Annotated in this window: 15 protein-coding genes; 8 read left to right on the plus strand and 7 right to left on the minus strand. The window is 53.7% G+C overall.

From position 1 onward, the window contains the following. Positions 1-41 precede the first annotated feature (41 nt). The 8 genes from ABD971_RS01745 to ABD971_RS01775 all read left to right on the plus strand — a co-directional run bounded on the left by ABD971_RS01745 (position 42) and on the right by ABD971_RS01775 (position 9,638). A complete protein-coding gene (locus ABD971_RS01745; RefSeq protein ID WP_345318816.1) occupies positions 42-1,898 on the plus strand; it encodes a sulfatase in 1,857 nt (618 codons plus the stop codon). A 168-nt stretch (positions 1,899-2,066) separates the two neighbouring features. Further along, positions 2,067-3,248 carry an SHD1 domain-containing protein gene (locus tag ABD971_RS01750; RefSeq protein WP_345318817.1) on the plus strand — a complete coding sequence of 394 codons (1,182 nt, stop codon included), beginning with the start codon at positions 2,067-2,069 and terminating at the stop codon, positions 3,246-3,248. 12 nt (positions 3,249-3,260) lie between these two features. Further along, positions 3,261-3,521: a sulfatase-like hydrolase/transferase gene (locus tag ABD971_RS35975; protein WP_425571230.1), complete on the plus strand. Its 261-nt coding sequence runs from the start codon at positions 3,261-3,263 to the stop codon at positions 3,519-3,521. An 84-nt stretch (positions 3,522-3,605) separates the two neighbouring features. Continuing rightward, positions 3,606-4,484, plus strand: a complete 879-nt coding sequence (locus tag ABD971_RS01755; protein ID WP_345318818.1) for an alpha/beta hydrolase — start codon at positions 3,606-3,608, stop codon at positions 4,482-4,484. A gap of 473 nt (positions 4,485-4,957) precedes the next feature. Further along, entirely contained in the window at positions 4,958-5,584 is a 627-nt protein-coding gene (locus ABD971_RS01760; protein WP_339942286.1) for an RNA polymerase sigma factor, read from the plus strand. Between the two features lie 61 nt (positions 5,585-5,645). Beyond that, positions 5,646-7,802, plus strand: coding sequence for a protein kinase domain-containing protein (locus ABD971_RS01765; RefSeq protein WP_345318819.1), 2,157 nt, complete (start codon positions 5,646-5,648; stop codon positions 7,800-7,802). A gap of 167 nt (positions 7,803-7,969) precedes the next feature. Further along, complete coding sequence (locus tag ABD971_RS01770) at positions 7,970-9,193, plus strand: DUF1559 domain-containing protein (RefSeq protein ID WP_339942288.1); 1,224 nt, start codon at positions 7,970-7,972, stop codon at positions 9,191-9,193. Positions 9,194-9,461: 268 nt separating this feature from the next. Further along, positions 9,462-9,638 carry a hypothetical protein gene (locus tag ABD971_RS01775; protein WP_339942289.1) on the plus strand — a complete coding sequence of 59 codons (177 nt, stop codon included), beginning with the start codon at positions 9,462-9,464 and terminating at the stop codon, positions 9,636-9,638. A 121-nt stretch (positions 9,639-9,759) separates the two neighbouring features. Here the strand turns inward: ABD971_RS01775 and ABD971_RS01780 are convergent, their stop codons facing one another. The 7 genes from ABD971_RS01780 to ABD971_RS01810 all read right to left on the minus strand — a co-directional run bounded on the left by ABD971_RS01780 (position 9,760) and on the right by ABD971_RS01810 (position 18,796). After that, positions 9,760-10,029 carry a hypothetical protein gene (locus tag ABD971_RS01780; RefSeq protein ID WP_339942290.1) on the minus strand — a complete coding sequence of 90 codons (270 nt, stop codon included), beginning with the start codon at positions 10,027-10,029 and terminating at the stop codon, positions 9,760-9,762. A gap of 593 nt (positions 10,030-10,622) precedes the next feature. After that, on the minus strand, positions 10,623-12,029 hold the full coding sequence (locus tag ABD971_RS01785) for an arylsulfatase (protein ID WP_345318820.1): 1,407 nt from the start codon (positions 12,027-12,029) through the stop codon (positions 10,623-10,625). A gap of 198 nt (positions 12,030-12,227) precedes the next feature. Continuing rightward, the gene (locus ABD971_RS01790; protein ID WP_345318821.1) at positions 12,228-12,407 is read right to left on the minus strand and encodes a hypothetical protein; all 180 of its coding nucleotides are present in this window, start codon (positions 12,405-12,407) and stop codon (positions 12,228-12,230) included. A 146-nt stretch (positions 12,408-12,553) separates the two neighbouring features. Beyond that, a complete protein-coding gene (locus tag ABD971_RS01795) occupies positions 12,554-13,648 on the minus strand; it encodes a DUF1559 family PulG-like putative transporter (protein ID WP_345318822.1) in 1,095 nt (364 codons plus the stop codon). Between the two features lie 382 nt (positions 13,649-14,030). Then, entirely contained in the window at positions 14,031-15,233 is a 1,203-nt protein-coding gene (locus tag ABD971_RS01800; RefSeq protein ID WP_345318824.1) for a hypothetical protein, read from the minus strand. Between the two features lie 9 nt (positions 15,234-15,242). Continuing rightward, positions 15,243-17,552: a hypothetical protein gene (locus tag ABD971_RS01805; protein ID WP_345318826.1), complete on the minus strand. Its 2,310-nt coding sequence runs from the start codon at positions 17,550-17,552 to the stop codon at positions 15,243-15,245. Between the two features lie 203 nt (positions 17,553-17,755). Then, positions 17,756-18,796, minus strand: coding sequence for a hypothetical protein (locus tag ABD971_RS01810; protein WP_345318828.1), 1,041 nt, complete (start codon positions 18,794-18,796; stop codon positions 17,756-17,758). Between the last annotated feature and the right edge of the window lie 32 nt (positions 18,797-18,828).

An 18,828-nucleotide genomic window follows, 5' to 3' on the forward strand; every position in this document is an offset into this window, starting at 1 on the left:
TAGGCTACGTCAAATCGAATAACAACAATGGTGAAATGAAAATGAAACGACTGAAAACAACAACGCTTGCTCTGCTGATTTTCGCGTCCGCAGCTGCAATGACTTCGGTGTCGGCTGCGGCAGACCAGCGGCCAAACATCCTCATCTTCTATGTCGATGATCTTGGATGGCAGGATGTCCAGCTCAATGACTTGGACGCGCCGTGTCCTTATGAAACGCCGAACGTTGCTGAGCTGGCGAAGCAGGGCATGAATTTCACTCAAGCGTATTCCCCCGCACCGACCTGTGCGCCTTCGCGAGCCGGTATCATCACGGGCCAGCATCCGGGGAAGCTCAGGTACACGCATGTTACGTTTGACAACATCCCGAAAGGCAGGCCGACGGAAGAATTCATTGAGCCCTATCTCGGTGCCCATCTTCCGATGGATGCGCTCACCCTGGCGACGGCCCTCAAGGACAATGGGTATGCGACCGGCCATGTGGGCAAATGGCATCTTGGCTTGAGTTCGTCCCTTTTCGGTTTCGAGTTCAGCCATGAAGAACGCGGCGTGCATCGAAAGTTGGCGGATCGAACCAAGGGGTTTGCGACAGCCGATGATCCCAAGTATCCGCTGAGTCAGAAGAAATACCCGCCTGTCAGCGACAAGAAGCCGGATGGGATTTCGTATCCTTACGACGATGTCACCGAGTCCGCGATCCGGTTCATGCAGCAGAGCGATGACAAGCCTTTCTTTCTGTACCTAGCTCACTGGATGGTGCACTGGCCGGTGATGACCCGCAACGGCGAGTTACTCGAATACTACTGCGACAAACTGGGGCAACCGTTCCCTCCCGAACCAAGTGATGTAACCCTGGAAGGCCAGCAGAATCCGTACTTCGCGTCGATGGTGACCACGGTGGATTGGAGCCTCGGGCGAATCGTTGACTATCTCGAAAAGACGGATGATCCGCGTAGCCCCGGCAAGAAACTGATCGAAACGACCTACGTGATTTTCACCTCGGACAACGGTGGGGCGGAGCACCATGGAAACGAGGTCATCTCTGACAACTACCCGCTGAAGTACGGAAAAGCTCATGACGAAGAAGGTGGGATTCGTGTCCCGATGGTGGTTGTGGGGCCCGGGATTCCGAAGGGGACGCAGTTTGACGGGTTGGTAAACCAGCTCGACTACTTTCCCACGATATTGAATCTGACCCGCTCTCAAATTGCACCGGAAGCAAAGAATGAGTTGAGCGGACTAGACATCACCCCGGTCCTGTTGGGTGGTGCCCAGCAGATTGTCGACGCGCAAGGCGTGGAACGAGAAAATCTGTTCTGGCACTTTCCGCACAACATCGGCGCAATGAAAGCCGCCATTCGTGAAGGGGATTTCAAGCTCTACAAAAATTACGAAACTCGCGACTACAGTCTGTATCGACTTTATCAAGATGGGCAACGCCACGACCTTGAGGAAATGAAGGATTTGGCGGCGGACCCTGAGTACGCTCCGGTCCTAAAGCGGCTTTCAGAAAACCTGGAACGCCAACTCACAGAAAACCAGGTGGAGGGCCCGTACCTAAACCCGGCTTTCAAGGGCAAAACGAAACCGTCCGCCGAGATTCAAAAGATGGCGTTCATCGCAGAGAGCCGTCGAGCAAGCGTGAGGCTGAGGAGCTCTGGCCCCGCGATCAAAACCGCGTATGTGATTTACCGCGATCCGCCGGGTGTGGATAAGCAGAAAGCGAGGCGTGGTGAGGAATCATTCGACGTGCGCATCGGCATGAAGATGCCCGCCGCGATCGCCGCATCCGGCAACTCGGTCGCCGCCCCGATCCCGGAAGGAATCGACGCTTATTGCTTTCTGTTGATCGACGAAAACAACTTCCAAACGTTCAGCGATATCCAGCTTGTTCCGTAGTCGTGTGGTGACGTTCGCGCCCGTCTCTGGGAGCAACAAGCATGCTCCAGAACCAAGCACCGCACACGACGAATTGTACGCAACCATCGATTCGACACGGCAGCGCACACTATGACATCCGATCGAATAGCGACTCTGTTTTCAATGAAGACAATACGATCGATATTGATGCCAGCGCTGTTGACGATTTTCTGCGTAGCGACGGCAAGTTCTTGCGCTGAAGAGCCTCGCATTTGGAAATCGGCTGACGGGAAGTTTTCTGTCGAGGCAGAATTCGTCGACATCGAAAATAACATCGTCCGATTGCGCAGAACGGATAATCACAAAACGGCCGCTGTCCCCATTAAAATGCTAAGCGTTAGTGACCGCGAATATATCCGGGAACGATTAGAACAAGGTAAGGAAACAGCCAAGCTTACGGGCCGCCGAGCAGCATGGATGGAAGGGCAATGGGGATTCCGCTTCAATATGCCTGGCATGAAACAGCCGGAAGCGTTGGCTGAATTTGATGTGCCGAAAATGATCGATCAGATCAAGGTTCTGGACACTGCGTCATGGGTGCAAATCAATATTACGCAAGGAGCGAACGGTTCGTTTTACACGGCGCCGCATCCTGAATTAGCCAAGCATATATCGCCTGACATTGTCCCCCAGCGCGACCTGTTTGGAGAAATGCTCGACGCACTCATCGAGCAAGGCTTCAAGGTAATGGTCTATTTCGCGACGGAAGGCCCGACGATGGGCAAACATCCCGAGAAGGCCCTGCCGGGTGTTATCGAAACTTGGAAGAACTACGCAAAATCTCGCGAGATGACACCCGAGCAAGCTGTCGCGGAAATCATTGTTAAAGAATATTCGTTGCGTTACGGCACGAAAATATCAGGCTGGTGGTTTGACCACGCGTCGTACGGAGACATCAAGGCGTTGGAGAAGGCGGCTCTTGCAGGAAATCCAGAGGCTGCGCTGACGTTCAACGTTGGGGGATCCCCCGAGCTGTTGACCTGTCCAGAATCCGACTTCACGGCAGGCCATCCCACACCGATGAAACGGCACAGTCCATCATGGGAAGGAAATGAGGTCGCAATTAAACTGATTGAGAAGAACAACTATATCAATGGTTCTTTAGGACATTTCTTTCCGCCCATGCAGGAAACGTGGAACTCCGGAAAACCAGCATTCCAGACGAAGCAGGCTGTTGACTGGACGATGCGTATTGTTCAAGCGGGGGGAGCCATCACATGGGCTGTCGCTCTGGCCGATGCCAAAGAAAAACAGGCCCCACTGGCCTCCGTTCAATTTAAACAGCTCAAAGCGATCAATAAGGCCGTCAAGAATAGTAGAAAACAGTAGGACACAACCACTATGAAGTCAAACTGTATTCAATGGCTGTTCTTTTTCATTGCAATCGCACCCCAGTGCTTGGCAGTCCAGCGGCCGAACATTTTGTTCTGCATTGCGGATGATGCTTCGTTTCAGCATTTCAGAGGAAATGGTTGCACTTGGGTGAATACTCCCAACATTGACCGAATTGCCAGGGAGGGGATCAACTTCACATCCGCCTACACGCCGAACCCGAAATGTTCCCCATCGCGATCGGTCATCATTACAGGTCGCAATCCTTGACAATTAGGAGCGGCGATCAACCACGATCCGATCTTCCCAAAACAATAATGACTCTGCACGCTGTCGCCAAACCGAGGTATCGAAATGAAGCCAATGATCGTATTCGTAGGACTTGTGTTGTTCTGCAATCAGTGTCTCGTCGCGGATGACTTCACGCCGGATCGCGTCGTGACTTACAAGACGATCGGCGACGTGGAGCTAAAACTGCATGTCTTCGAACCCGACGGACATCAGACGAGCGACAAGGCTCCTGCCATTGTTTTCTTCTTCGGGGGTGGCTGGACGGGCGGAGATCCCAAACAGTTTTTCCAGCAAGCGCGAACCCTTGCCGACGACGGTATGGTCGCCTTCTCGGCCGATTATCGCGTCAAGAGCCGCAACAAAACGACACCATTTGAATCGGTTAAGGACGCAAAGTCGGCGGTGCGTTGGATTCGCGGGCACGCGGCCGAACTTGGAATCGATCCCGAGAAGATTGTGGCATCGGGCGGTTCGGCGGGCGGACACATCGCCGCATGCACCGGAGTGATTCAAGGCGAAGAGGAAGCGGGCGAAGATCTGACGGTCAGCTCGCGTCCCAACGCGATGATCCTGTTTAATCCTGTTTTGGACACCACCGCCAAAGGTTATGGGCTATCCAAAGTGGGCGAAACGCGCCAGACCGACATCTCGCCATGTCATCATGTGAAACCTGGCATCGTGCCAACGCTGCTGTTGCATGGCACGGCGGATACGACGGTACCGTTTGAGAACGCGGAACGCTTCGCGCGATTGATGGAAGCGGCCGGTAACCGATGTCAGCTCGAGGCTTTTGAAGACCAGAACCATGGATTCTTCAACTCACCTTTCTTCCGCCCCAAAACCAAGGACATCCGCGTTTACAAGCAAGTGATGCAAAAGAGCCGTGCATTCCTGATTTCACTGGGCTATCTGGACGATTCGGCGTCCTCAAAATCGAAATAGAAGTAGAAATCCTCAAAACCCACACCGCGAATTGTGCGCGTTGGCGACGGCTACCTTGCTGATGCCAATTATGCCTGCAGTCATGCTGGCTGAGATTAAGCTGGCAACGGCGAGTAAAACAAGGCCGGCCGATGGTGGGATGCTGAACGATTGAATTGGGCACGCGGTATCCCAAATTCGATATTACAAATGGTTCGTCATTACAAATGGATCGCACAAAAATGACACGTGGCAATTTGCTGTAATCGTCGACAACTCACTCATCCGCTGGCATTTTGCAACCCTCAAGCACTCCTGGCCGCTCCTCCCACCTCACTCGGAGGGTATTTTTCTTGAGATGGATCTCGTTTTTAGAGCGACGAAACACCTCTTCGGTTTCTACAATAAGAAGGTCGTGATAGGGGTGCCTACTTTGCGGACTTGCAGCGACTCACTGTCTTATCGTCGTTGCGGTAACCCAGTTGCCTTTCTCAATGAATATTCAATCACATAACTTGCTGACGCGAATTTCGTTGCTGGAGCTTGCGCAGTCCGGGAAAGATCATCCGGCCTGGGAGGAATTGCTGGGCTACTACGAGCCGTTTATTGGCCGAATTTTGACTCACATGGGGGTCGCTCGTTCGGATGTCGATGACGTCTGCCAATTGGTGTTGATGCGGCTGTGGAAAGATTTGGTCAATTATCAACATGAACCACAACGAGCTCGTTTTCGCACTTGGTTGTCGCATTTAATCCACAGCACTCTCGTCGACTGGCATCGTAAACGCCGACGTGACCGACAAACCGTGGACACCGGTTCGATCGAAGTTGATCAATTACTGATCGACCAACCCGAATTAGAAATGCAGATTGAAGCGGAGTGGAAAGAGCATATTGTCGATCTGGCACTCGAGCGTCTGCGAACCATTTTTTCGGGAAACGCCGTCGATGTCTTTGTGCGAAGTGTCGAGGGCGAATCCGCCGCCGAGATCAGTCAAGAATTGAATATCAGCGAAGAGAGCGTGTACGTGTTGAAACATCGCGTCAAAAAACGTCTTGTCCGCGAAGCGTATGAGTTGCGACGGGAATTAGAATTTCCCGATAGCAAGTCATCATCTTGATGTCGCTCGCGTGTAGTGAAGTGTTTCCTAGTCTCCTGTAGCCAAGTCGTTGAACCGTTTGATGACAAACAGCCATCCCCGTCGTGAAGCGATTCAGCGGATCAAACCGATTGTAGACGAGTTATTCGATCAGGCCGATCCATCGCAGGCGTACGGTGAGTACTTGGAATCGGACGACGATATTTGTCCGCTATATTGTTCGATTTTACGAATCAAGCAGCGATACCAGGCCCCCGAGCTGATTGGTCGGGGTGGAATGAAAGAGGTCTATCGTGTGTACGACGCGCGGTCGGTGCGTCACGTCGCGATGGCAAAGCCTTTGCCGGAATTCTCGAACGACCAATACGACGCTTTCTTGCGCGAGGCTCATTTAACAGCGCGTTTGGATCACCCCAACATCATCAACCTGTTCGACATGGACGTCGATCCTGAGGGCCGTCCCTTCTTTACGATGGAATTGAAGCAAGGCCAATCGCTGCGCGAGATCATCAGGTCACTGCAAAATGATGAACATGCGAAAGAGGAATTTCCGCTCCCTAAACGACTGCAGCTCTTCGTGCGAGTTTGCGATGCGATTGCTTACGCACATTCACGCCGCGTGCTGCATCTGGACATCAAACCCGAAAATATCTTTGTCGGCGATTATGGAGAAGTGAAGGTCTGCGATTGGGGGATGGGTGTCGTGATGGCTAGCGAGTCGGGACAAAATGAGTCAACCGTGCTGCTCGATCCCGATCTCTATGGTTCGCTCCTCGAATCGGCCAGTGGGACGCCGATCTACATGGCTCCCGAGCAAACCGACAAACGGCAACAAAAGACACCTCAAATGGACATCTACGCGCTGGGATGTCTGTTACAGGAAATGTTGACCTTAAAACCACCCACGCATTCGAGATCGAGGAATGCAACGATCGATTCGGCGCTAGCGGCAACGATTGCTCAAGCGATGGCGCCCGAGCCGGCCGATCGTTACCCAAATGTCGAGTCATTGCGAGAGGATATCTCACGTTTCCTGCTCGGATATAGCACGTCGGTCGAGCGAACTAGTTTACTGCGTGAGGCAAGGTTGTTTTATCGACGACATCGCGATGCCTGCTCGATCGCACTCGGCTTGCTGACCATTTTGGCGATCAGTGTGACCTATTTCGTGCTGCAGCTTCGCAACAGTCGCGAACAAGCGCTGCTGGCAAAAGCGGTCGCGGTCGAGGCGAGTGCAAAGTCGCAGGAGGCTTACGAAAGAGCCGAACATTCTCAATCACTTGCCGAAGAGGCTCAATTATTTGCTGAACAGGCACACCTGCAAACCTTAGCGGCGCTGGAAAGCTCCGAACGAGCAAAACGAGACGCTGAGAACTCTTTGGCGAAGTACCTGGCAGAAAAAAAGGAATCCGATCGACGTCGCGCTTACCAAATTGTCGCTGCCTCGAGACATTCGGAATTTGTCCTTGACTCGGCGTTACAGCGAGAGGAGACGTTGCGGCCTGCCATCAAACTCACGCTCGACCACTTGGACTCGATTCTCGATTTTAATCCTCCGCCAGCTTCGCATGCCTGGACCCAAAAGTTTTGGATTCTGTTTCTCACTCAGGATTTCAAAGCGGCGCTTGATCTGGTTGAAAACGGCAAACGGATTACTCCCGACCTTGTGGAGCTTGCCGAAAAGTATTTGCCACATCTAAATGCAGATGGCTACCTCGACTCGACTCATCTCATTTCGGTCATGCATGATTTGATTGCCGCAGATCGTTGGCGAGCACCACTGGCTGAAAAAATGATGATCTACGACGTCATTCATGATCGCTCGCCCGAAGAGAAACTTGCGATTGCGCGAGCTTGGATTTCCCTCAACAATTCCCGTTGGAATAGTGAAGGGATGACGTACGAACCCGAGACCGCAACGGTGCGTTTGCGTGGAACGGGATTGACGCATCTGACGAGGAGCTTTGCTATTTCCGACCGCCATCCAAATCGGTTTAGTCTGCTGCACATCCTGAAACCCCAAATATTGGATCTTCGTGAGACGGGGATACACGAACTATCCGAACTCCGTGGCTTACAGCTTCTCGAACTTGATATTCGACAGACGCCGGTGACCGATCTCGCTCCATTGCAGGGGAATCGGACCCTCCGACGCGTCCTTGTCAATCCCGATCAGGTGTCGGAATCACAAATAGCGAACGTGCCTGCGTGGATCGAGGTGATTGAAGAATCCGAGTGACGCGGCGAAATTCAGCCTGCCGCATGCTCTGCGCGGCGGAAATTAAAAAAATAGATTTTTCTTGGGAACAGTGTTCAGATTTTTGACACCAGTCTCGGTTAAGGGTTGTGAGGGAGCATTTTTTCCTCAAGCAAAACTATTTTTTTAAAGCTATTAAAGGTCTGAATATGTCTACACCGAGTCCTGTCTCTCACAATCGACGGGGGTTCACGCTCGTTGAATTACTCGTTGTCATCGCAATTATCGGCGTTTTGGTCGGTTTGCTGCTGCCAGCAGTCCAAGCGGCTCGCGAAGCGGCCCGCCGGATGAGCTGCAGCAACAACTTCAAGCAGATCGGGTTGGCGGTACACAATTACCACTCTGCCTACAATCAAATTTCGACGCATGGCACGGGAACTCCCGGTGGTACTCGCAAACCTACCGCAGGCAATGTTCCGAGGACGCAAAACGGGTTGGAATGGAGCTGGCTTGTTGGCTTGACCCCCTTCATGGAGCAGCAAGCGCTGTGGGAACAAATTTCCAATCCACTGAAAGATCCCGTGACGGGACTAAACTTTCCCCCTATGGGGCCTGGTCCGCGGATGAGCATTTCCAGCCATACCATTGCGCGGTATGAGCCGTTTTTGACGGAGGTTCCTGGGCTCCGATGTCCGAGCGACCCAGGCACGGGATTACCGGCACAAGGCCGTACAAATTATGTCGCCTGTATTGGCGATTCGGCGGATCTAATCACGGGTGCGGCAGACGATAACGGCAATGTTACATCCGCCAACGCCGAGCGAGGTCGAGCTGCCAATCGCGGTTTCTTTGTTCATCGTCAAACATCCCGCTTTCGCGACGTTCTCGATGGATTGTCCAACACGGTTTGTGCGGCCGAGATCGCGACCGATCTCGGAGACAATGACATCCGCACCCGTGGAAACCTTTCGACAACCGGCAATGTGACCGTGGCAAACGGAAACACAACTTGCGACAGCTACGTCGACACTGCTCGCCCGCAATTCTGGGGTACCATTGCCTCGGGGAACTATGAAACCGCAGGGGGCGACACGGCCGCCGAAGCCAAGCGTGGCTATAAGTGGGCGATGAGCCGCGGCATTTGGGGGAACATGAACACGATCAAACCACCAAACGGTTACGTGTGCGTCAACACCAACGTGTTCAGCGATGGAATCTACCCCGCCAGCAGTCGTCATCAGGGCGGATGCCATGTTTTGATGGGCGACGGAGCCGTGAAGTTCATTACCGATTCGATCGAAGCCGGCAATCAGGCAAGTGCCCATGTTGGCAATCAAGCGGGACAACTTCCACCGGGCTCACAATCTCCGTATGGATTGTGGGGATCGTTGGGCACACGAGCATCAAAAGAAGTTATCTCGTCCGAGTTTTAGTCTTCGCTAAATATTCAAATCGAGTGTGCTGTGGCAGCTTGAAATTAGGGTTTAGCCGTAGCGGAAGTCGTCAAGACTTTCGTCGAGTCTGCCGAACGCACCCGAAACTCTCTCGCGAGTTCGGCTAACCCAAAAATTTCGGCTGCCACCCCAGCACTGACATTGTTTCCGTGACATTTCATTCCGTTGACCAAGTCGCTTGCCAACAACGCAAGCGACTTGCTGCTCCTCTTCAACGATTTCGCTTCCCCCTTCAAGAAATACAGTGATGACTCACCTTTTCCATCGCGTCAGTTTGTTGGCTCTTGCCTTGATGTTTTCGTTTGCCCTCGGCTGCACTGAGTCCAGTCAACCTACGGTCGTCTCGGATCAAGACGAGTTGGCTCGGTATGCAGCAGAAAACCCACCGCCTACGGACGTCGATCCCGCCTTGGCCGATAAATAGTCGATCGCACCTCGGTGAAACGAATCATCGATTTGGATTCGCAAAATTTCTTAAACCTCGATCAAGAAATGGGTCGAGGTTTTTTGCGTGATAGACGTGACCGATGCGATGCCCATCCGCGTTACGAGATCGATTTACGAATGCGGCTGAAGCCATCTTTGATCTCGCCGCCGACCAATTTCATCGCATCCCATACATCTTCACCGGTCTCTTCGACGGCGTCTTTGAGCGGTTCATAACGACGGTTCAGATCGTCAAGTTTTTTGCCCAAAGCCTGCCATTCACTCTTCGCCTCCTGCTTGCCGAGATGAATTTGCAACGCCAATTCGTCACGTTCTTCTTTGAGGTCATTGATCATATTGCGAATCAAACGCCGAGCAGAAACAGGCATGACATAGGTCCTGGTCGAGTTGGTTGTTTAAAAAGCGGAACGCCAAAAGCGACTTGGAAAAACAAGATGCAAATCACGAAGCGATCCCGATCACCCATGCCGTTCCGCTGATCGATTGCAGCCAAGATCACGTTTGTCAAAGTGATTGGCATTTTTGATCCTCTACGGATCAAATCTTTCAATCGTTGTGATCGTGATAAATTGCAACTCATGTACCAAATTGCGATGCACAACAAGTGCTGGGAAACGGAGTATCGATTAGTAGATGGGATGATCTTCGCGTGCCAATTTGTCACAGTTGCTGCGTACGACTGTGCCGACGCGGTACAACCGCGTTGCGACCTGCGGGCGTTTGTCTGGAATGCGAAAACCTTGGGGTTGTCGTCGGACGTTGAGGAAGATTTTTGTTTCCGGCCTACACTGCGGTTGCCTCTCCAGCGACGAAGGAGACTGCTGATTAAGTGCAAACCAATAGGACGGAACGTGACTTGCTGTCGGCCTTCGACCTCTCCCAGCTTCGCCGGGAGAGGTGACTCGCTCCTGCTGCCCAGTCACCGTCGGTGGTGCGGGCATCATGGTAGACATTTGAAACACTACGGTAAGCGGTTGCGGTCGCGTTCGACCTCGCGGCTCCACGCTTGAAGTGCCTCATTCATCCGCGCGGTTCGAGTGGGATACTGTGCCGAAACATCATGCGATTCGGTTGGATCCGACGATAATTGATACAGAGCGGGCGGGCGTGTTGAATCTCCTTTTGGAACCCCTCGAGTTACATAGGGACGGACCAGTTTCCAATCGCCTTCACGCATCGCGGCGTTATGCGAGTAGAGAGGAACCGTGCGATTCCATTGCCAAAAACGAGGTTGCGTCAGAAATTCGTGCCCAGGCTGTCGCCGCAAAATTCCAGCCAAACTCCGGCCGTCAAGCTTCAAGTGATTTGGGATCTCTAACTGACAAAGTTCCATCAGCGTCGGTAACACGTCGGCGAAATGGACCACCTCGTCTCGTTCGCATGGATCCAACTGCGCGGGCCAGCGAATCATCATCGGAACGTGGATGCCTCCTTCGTACACGGTGTACTTCGTGCCGCGTAGCTGTGAATTGAATCGTGAACTCACAAGCGGATCGGGACCATTGTCACTTGCAAAGATCACGATCGTGTTCTCTCGAAGCTTCAACCGATCTAGTTCGCGAAGCAGATTGCCGATGCCTTCGTCCATGATTTCGATCATCGCATAAACGGTTGCCGTATCGCGATCGAATCCCTTTTCCAAATAGGGTCCAATGCGATCTTCCGGAGCACCAAGCGGCCGGTGAGGAGCGTAGTGGGCGAGATGAAGAAAGAACGGATGTTGTTGATGACGGCGTACAAACTGCACCGCGCGGCTGGACAGATCATTCGTCAAGTACTGCTTGGACTCGGCGTGGAGTTGTCCTTGGACCAGCAGCTTGTAATCGAAGTAACTCGGCACATGGGTGTGGTCAACAAAGCCTTCGAACTCGTCAAAGCCTCTCGCCAAAGGTTGGTATTCGGCTCCGTCACCGCAATGCCATTTGCCAATTAGCCCAGTCACATAGTCGTGGTCCTTGAACAGGTTCGCCAGCGTGGTTTCGTCCTTACGCAGCCGCGTCAATTGCGGGTAACGCTGTTGATTCAGCGTCACCACGCCCGTCCGATGTGGATACCGTCCTGTCAGCAAACTGGCTCGAGCCGGCGCGCACACGGGAGCCGCCGAGTAAGCGTGCTCGAACCATACGCTTTCCTGTTTCAGACGATCGAGATGAGGCGTGCGATTGCGATTCCCGTTGCGACTCGCAAGATCGCCTATCCCCATATCATCGGCAAGGATCAGAATCACGTTCGGCTTGCTTGCCGGCGAACCGTTTCCTTCACGATCGGCCGCTGACACGGGATGCACCGACACCGTGCAAAGAAGCAGCAAAAACGTGAACAATACAAATCGTCTGAATTCCGGTGACATCACAACTTTTACTGGCATCGCGCGAGAGGGAAAGAGAGAGAAAGAAAGAGAAGCTTTACGACATCCGACATCATCGTGTCGGTCACTTTGGATAGAAAAGAAAAATGGCAGTCGGACTCGGGTCCAACTGCCAAATGGAAGGTTCTCGATAAGAGATTCCGAATGCTAGGAAATTGAGAAGTGGCCTCAATCTGCTATCCACCGGATTGACGTCGATCAGATGCCTTCTTCGCCCTGAACGTATTCTTCGGTTTCTCTGAACGCTGCATCCTCTTCGAGTCCGTTATCGTCCACACCAGGATTGGTGGCAGTCGAACCACATCCGGTCAAAGGCATGCAGAGACATCCGGCAAATAACAAAAACGCCGAAGTTTTAAGCAAAGCAGAAATATTCATTCGTCTATCGAAAGGGGTTAAAAAATGGAGGAAATTGAGGTTGTGAAATCCGCCGCTACAAACAAATCCCTGCAGCGGCGGAGGGTCAAAAAAGTTAGCACGCGGGTGATGCATCAAGACGAACTAAATCGGGGTGACCTGCACGACTAGAGCGCTTCGGTGTCGATGGTTTCGCCTTCGCCGATCCCACCCACCGCACGCCAAGTCAGAAAGTCAACCGACTCGGTTACGAACCTAACCGATCCGTCACCCATCAGCGACTGGACGCCACCGGAATGCAGCGACCGGGTGGCGTACATATTGCGATCACTGTTGGCACCGCAATCCCACAATTTTGAATTCGGTGTCATCAAAGTATTAAACGACACTTCATTGGGCGAATACCCTCGCAACCAAGTCATCCCACGCGCACGTCCCGAATTGGTGTCCGGGCTGCCAGTCATCGGGCAACCATTGTCCGTAGCCGCTGCGATCAAATCACCGACAGCCCCCGTCGTCTGGGCTTCATAAGAACGAGTGGTTCGCATCGTTGAATTAATGTTGATACGAGGATGCCCAATGATGCCTTCGGAAACCGCCACGGTGTTAGATAAGCCATCGAGCACGTCGCGGAATTTACGATAGCGAGCCTTGACGGTTGAACTTGTGGCGTGCGAGCGGATCGCGTCAAAGAAACCGAGTCCTTCTTTGTTCCAACGCAGGATGCTGTCCGGTCCGGTGCAGGCGAAATAGTTGGTCGGCGCATACGCTTGGTGCGATGGCGAACCGGAATGGCGTGCCGTGGTCGAGTCGTACCAAATACTCGCACCTGTGCCTGGATCGGTCGGGCAACGAAACGCTTCCACGACGGTCGGGGCTACGATGTCAAAGGTGTCATTGGGACGCCAATCGCCGTGATACCAATTGTGCAGCGAATAGTCGATGTTCTCGTACAACCCTGGCTGCTCGATGAACGGCAGCAATCGAGACGACCAACTGAAGTTCTGAGTATTCCAATTGTTGACAACGCCTGGATTGATATTGTCGTGACGATCGCGTAGCGGTGGCACTGCCTTGTACGTGCTGTGGTAATTATGAAGTGCCAGTCCAATCTGTTTCAGATTGTTCGAACACTGCATCCGCCGAGCTGCCTCGCGAGCCGATTGAACCGCGGGCAATAATAGCCCCACCAAAACTCCGATGATCGCGATCACGACCAACAATTCGACAAGCGTGAAACCCTGTCTTTTTTCAGTCTTCACAACAAAGCCCTCTCAAAAATGGATAACGAAAAGTGAAAAGCTGACAGAGCTGAAAAAGAGCAATCGACAAATTAAGAGTGACGATTTTTCCCCTAAATCGACTCTGTGTAGTCCGGTTGTACCCAATCCCCCACCCCCATGCAACAAATTTCGAGAGGGCTTATCTCGTTTTCTGATCTTTTTGGAACCCTGAACACTAACCCACTCTATAGAGGTACATAATGCATCTATAGAGATTGCTAGCCGAACGGGGTCGTGCTTTCGAGTCCGGCGATAGCTTCGAATTCTAGTAATTTCCCGTGAAAAACGCTCGCTTACCGACCTATCCTCGACACAGCGAAACGATCGGTTGGCACCGTAAAACGAAAGCCAAATCGCCGCGTCAGCGGATCCAGTGATCGGTAAAGCGTAGTCCGGGTGCGAAGTCGGTCTTGGGCATGTGACAGGACAGACAGGCGGAATCGGCCGGCTGCTGCGAACACGAGACGACGCCGGTGATAAGATGGGACTCCGTGCTCAGGTCTTGCTCTGGCGAAGTGTGGCAGTCTCGGCAAATGGCTTCGAAAAATTGAGGCTCGGTCCGTGAGGGCAAATGAGGATCGTGACAGGTGATACAGTCCAGCCGCGAATAATTCCCTGCGTTTTCAGCCGCATTGGCAACCTGGAAACAACGACTCATCGAGAGCCCGACCGGGGCGAATCGAATCAGATGGGTTTGATCAACCGAGATTTCATACGATTTCATTTCATCCGCCCGTCGGTGACACTCGCCGCAGCGATTGATCGATTCCAGTGGCGTTAGCTCGCTCCAGCTCGGCAGCGTCGCTAGCTTGCCGCCAGATTCCGCATGCTCGGCGGTTCCGAAATGACAGCGGCTGCAATCCAAATTGGCGACCATACAATCGGCATCCGGCAAGTCGTCGTGACCGGATCCCGCTGCCACGATCGGCGGCGAGACCGTGTCCATCCGCTCGCACAGCAGGTCCTGCCCGTGAAGAACTCCTTCACGAGGTAACCGGCTGACGTGGCATCCGAAACAACGCCGCGTGTCGGCGGCCGCTTGATAGTTTCCCAACCGCAGCGGACGCGAATTGACAGCCGATACACCGGGTGTGCTGCGCAATCGACCATCTGCGAATGACGAAACATAAAGCTGGGTCAGCCCCTCGGAATCGAGTGAAACCGGCGTCAATGCGTGGCGTCCCGAACCGAACACCCAATCCACCCGGCGTTGGTAATCCAGGTCGTCACTGTGAAACCATAACGCGTCTTGTGCCTCCGAAAATGAGAATTGGCGGCCATCGATCTCGACCGACTGACCGGCAAACACGGACAACATGGCGGGATCGTTTCCTCGCCGCAGCGTATTGGAATGGGGTGCGGTGGCGAAATCGGCGACAATCCCGCTGTGGCATTCAGCGCAGGTTTGTGTATCGACATCAGGCAGCCCCGCTTCCAAACGACTGATGGGCCGCGTGGACGATCCTTGTATTGTCACGACTAACATCATGACAAAGCTAAATGCGCCGGCGCACGCCATCGCAGCAGTGAGATTAAATGATTTCAAGCGAAAGATTTTGCCCATGTTTCAACATCAAGAGTCGTTAGAAGACGTCTGCGAAGGATGTAACTCTCGAGCACGTACTTCGACCAACCGTTTGACCGCAGCGGTTGCTGGATTGGCATCGAACCACTGCAGGTAGCGATCCGCCACCGAGTGTTGTCCCGCTTCGATCGCACCACAAAGTCCAGCATACATGAGTTCGGCGTGTTCGATATCCGAGTGGGATTGAAAGTCATTCGCGACCATTAGTTCCTCTGGACCCTGCTGCAAGTACGCGGCCACCCGCGTGCGAAGTTCGCTACCAAGTCCGTTTGCATCGGGCGAACTCCAGCTCGGAGACACCGAGGGGTTCTCCGCTGCCACATCCAGTGCGCAATCATCGCTTGCGAGTAACTCCGTTGCGGCAAAGTAGCGAAACCAACTGGGGGCACCGGCAGCCACGATTTCTGCGTTAGCGAGTTCCGTTTGACAACGCTTCATCGCACAGGCAAGTGGCACTGACTCAGGAGAAGCATCGCGTCCCACAAACAATACCCGCAGTGCCGCGTAACGCAGCCCCATCCCGCGGAACACTTCGGCTTGACGGTACGCGTGCTCGGCATCGACGATGACTGGCGTGAACCCCCAACGATCGCGATCGAAAAGGGAGCCTGTCGAGGTTGGAAAGGAATATTGCCAGTTTTGAAACTCAACGATCTCGCGGTTGGTCAGCGTCTCGACCATTTGTCGTGCGTAGTGCTCGTCGCCAGCGGCCGCGTAGGGGATAACGGGCGAATCGAGCGAAAGCGGCTTCCAAATCGATGGCTCTAACCCACCAATCAGCTCGGTGTCCCGATTCGAAATGACGAGCAACGTAGTTTCACGACGCTCTAGCGGCAGCCAGTATCCGCCTTGGGAACCATCGCTGAGCCAATAGCTCATCAGCCGCTGCTGACGCAGGTCGTCGATCACGCGGCGGTGTTCGGCAAAGCGGCCTGCGATCACCGCTCGCAGAGCGACATCCTGAAGTCGCAGCGCCGCAGTGTCGCTTGCGTCGGAGAGCTCACGCAACTGCGGAATCTCCCACGCCAACATCCCACCACTCCGCGTGTCATCGGAAAATGCGGTGCCGTAGGGACGAGTTTGTTGTAGCGTCATTCGCAACATCCGATTGTCAAGCGACGCATCAATGCCCCATCCCATCGTCGAAACCAACCCGCTGAGCGACAGGACCACAGCGATCCCCACCCCCGTCGCCAGAAAGCCGATCCTGTGCGATCGCGACAGTCCCAGGTTGGAAATCCTGTACTGGCCCTGGCGGTGCCAAGACATCAGCATGTCGGCGGCAAGCCATGTCGTTGCAAGCGAGACGTTATGTGATGAAGACCATGCCAACCACTGTATCCATGCGAAACAAAACAGACCTCGAGGCATTCGTGGTCGACGGACGGTTTGTGTGACGACCCAAATCACGGTGAGCAACAAGAACAAAATCGCGGCCGGATCCGTCAACCCTTCGAGTAGCGGCTGCCACGGAGTGCCGGAAAATAACGCTGCAGGGTTTCGCCAAACCGGGACGATGCTCGCGAGTGAATCGGTCCAAGCAAAAATGCCGCGAGGATTGATGCTGCCACCCGCCAGCATCAGGATCGCCAAAATCCAGTTCGTGCGGTGTCCCGGATCGGCAACCAAGCTGGCCGCGATACAAAACGTGATCCAACCGATCAAGCCAGCCAAAATCGCGGGTGACATGTTGCTCCAAACGAGAAACAATCCTGCGGCGGTCAGCATCGCTACCGTCGGTTTACGGCGATCGCTTGATGCCGAATCCGTCTCGTCGGATTTTCGGTACATCAGCCCAACCAGCACGATGATCGCGATGCAGTCGACCATGGCGGGCGTGAACTCGAAACGTCTCGCCAGGGCGATCATCGCCAACGTGACCACGAACCATACCGACGGACGTACAAAACCTTTGGATTTTCGCGGGGCAAGCATCCAGGCCAAACCTGCTGCAACGAAAAGCACCCGGCACAGCATCAACCCATGGCCGCCCAGAAAATGATCGATCGCAAATATCGGCAATCCGCCGAGCCAATCTGCCTCGGCCATGGTTTCGAGGGTCAGCAGCGATCGGCTTGGCGTGATCGACCCGCTGGCAACCTCGCGTCCTCGGCTGAGTTGCCACCAAAAATCATCGGCCGAGTAAGGTTGAAACGCCATCACAACCGCCACACAGACGATCGCCAACCACTGCAGCCCAGATTCATAACGGGCTGCATTGTTATCCGAGAGCGACGTACTGAATCGAGCGGAATCAGCGACGGAATTCGATTCGACTTTGGCAACTTTGGAACGCATGGCTGCCGATTGTAGAAGAATCCTAAGGCGATGTTGAGAGAAACAAGCCGTTTCAGCCAAGAAGTTTTCGGCAAGCACTGGGGTCTTTTCTAATTGGCCCGAGCTCTCTGCAGTCGCAGCAGATTATTGTGCCCAGACTTTATTGGCCGGAACTTAATTAGCTAGCCCGATCCTTCGCTGCCAGCCCCCCGTGGATCGAATTTCTACAGCAGGTCGTCGGTTTGGCGAAGCAGGTAGGGCGCTACGCGTGACATCATGGCGGGGTTGCCCTCGTAGGCCTGCCAACTATGAGTTTTGCCGACACTGCGGCTGACATTCATCAGCTGCACTTTGTAGCCATCCACTCCCAACCGGGATGGGGACACGCCGACATAGCCGAGCGCCGCGGGTCCTCCACGACCGTTTAACCGCGGATACCAATGAAGCACCGAATCCGATGGATTGTACGCGATCAACATCCGCTCGACCTGTGTCATTGCTCGACCGTGATGATGATTTGGCAACAACCAATCACAATCGAGCGCCGAAGCAAACAAGGCCACTCGCACCGCTGACCGAGCCGAATACGAGGTCGATGCGAGTTGATGTCCCGCAATCGTGCCGCCCGCTCGCAAATGAAGCGCGGCGGTGATCATTCGGGGACCATAACTGGTGCCAAATAAACTGACGGGGACGCTCGGATCGATCTGATCCAACAACCACGCAAGATAGTAGCCGTGCATTTCACTTCGCTGGGCTTTGATCTGCGCATCGGGGCGTGGGCGTACTCCGATTCGATCACTTGGCCACGATACCACCACCAAACGAAAACGATCGTTCTGCGGTTGCGAGGCTTGCTGCAACTGACAGAAAATCGTCTTGGCTCTTCCCCACGCCTCCTCGGCACTAACCCGGTTCTCGTGCACATAGATACACAGTGGCACGGGATCGCCATTGACGCAGTCAAAAAAGTGATCGACGTTGGTTTGCTGCCAAGGCACACCCGTGTCACTCGACCAGAACTTGATTCGAGTGGTTTGGTTTAGTGACGGAGAACAACTTGAGGCACCACGCGTGCTGACCAACCAAATTCGGTTCGAAAGCGAGTCGTCGCCGCGGCTGACGTTGTTCTGGCATGGCAACCCGATGACAAACGTCGCGATCAAGGCGAACCAAAATCGCGACCGAGGCCGAGGTCGCGAACCAGGCCAAAATCGCGAACCAGCAGAGTACGATCGAGTTCGAAAAATGCTTCGCAAATTCATGATGTGCATTAATTTTGAAGTGGTCTGAGATG

The sequence above is a fragment of the Novipirellula rosea genome (genome assembly GCF_039541335.1).
Taxonomy (GTDB): domain Bacteria; phylum Planctomycetota; class Planctomycetia; order Pirellulales; family Pirellulaceae; genus Novipirellula; species Novipirellula rosea.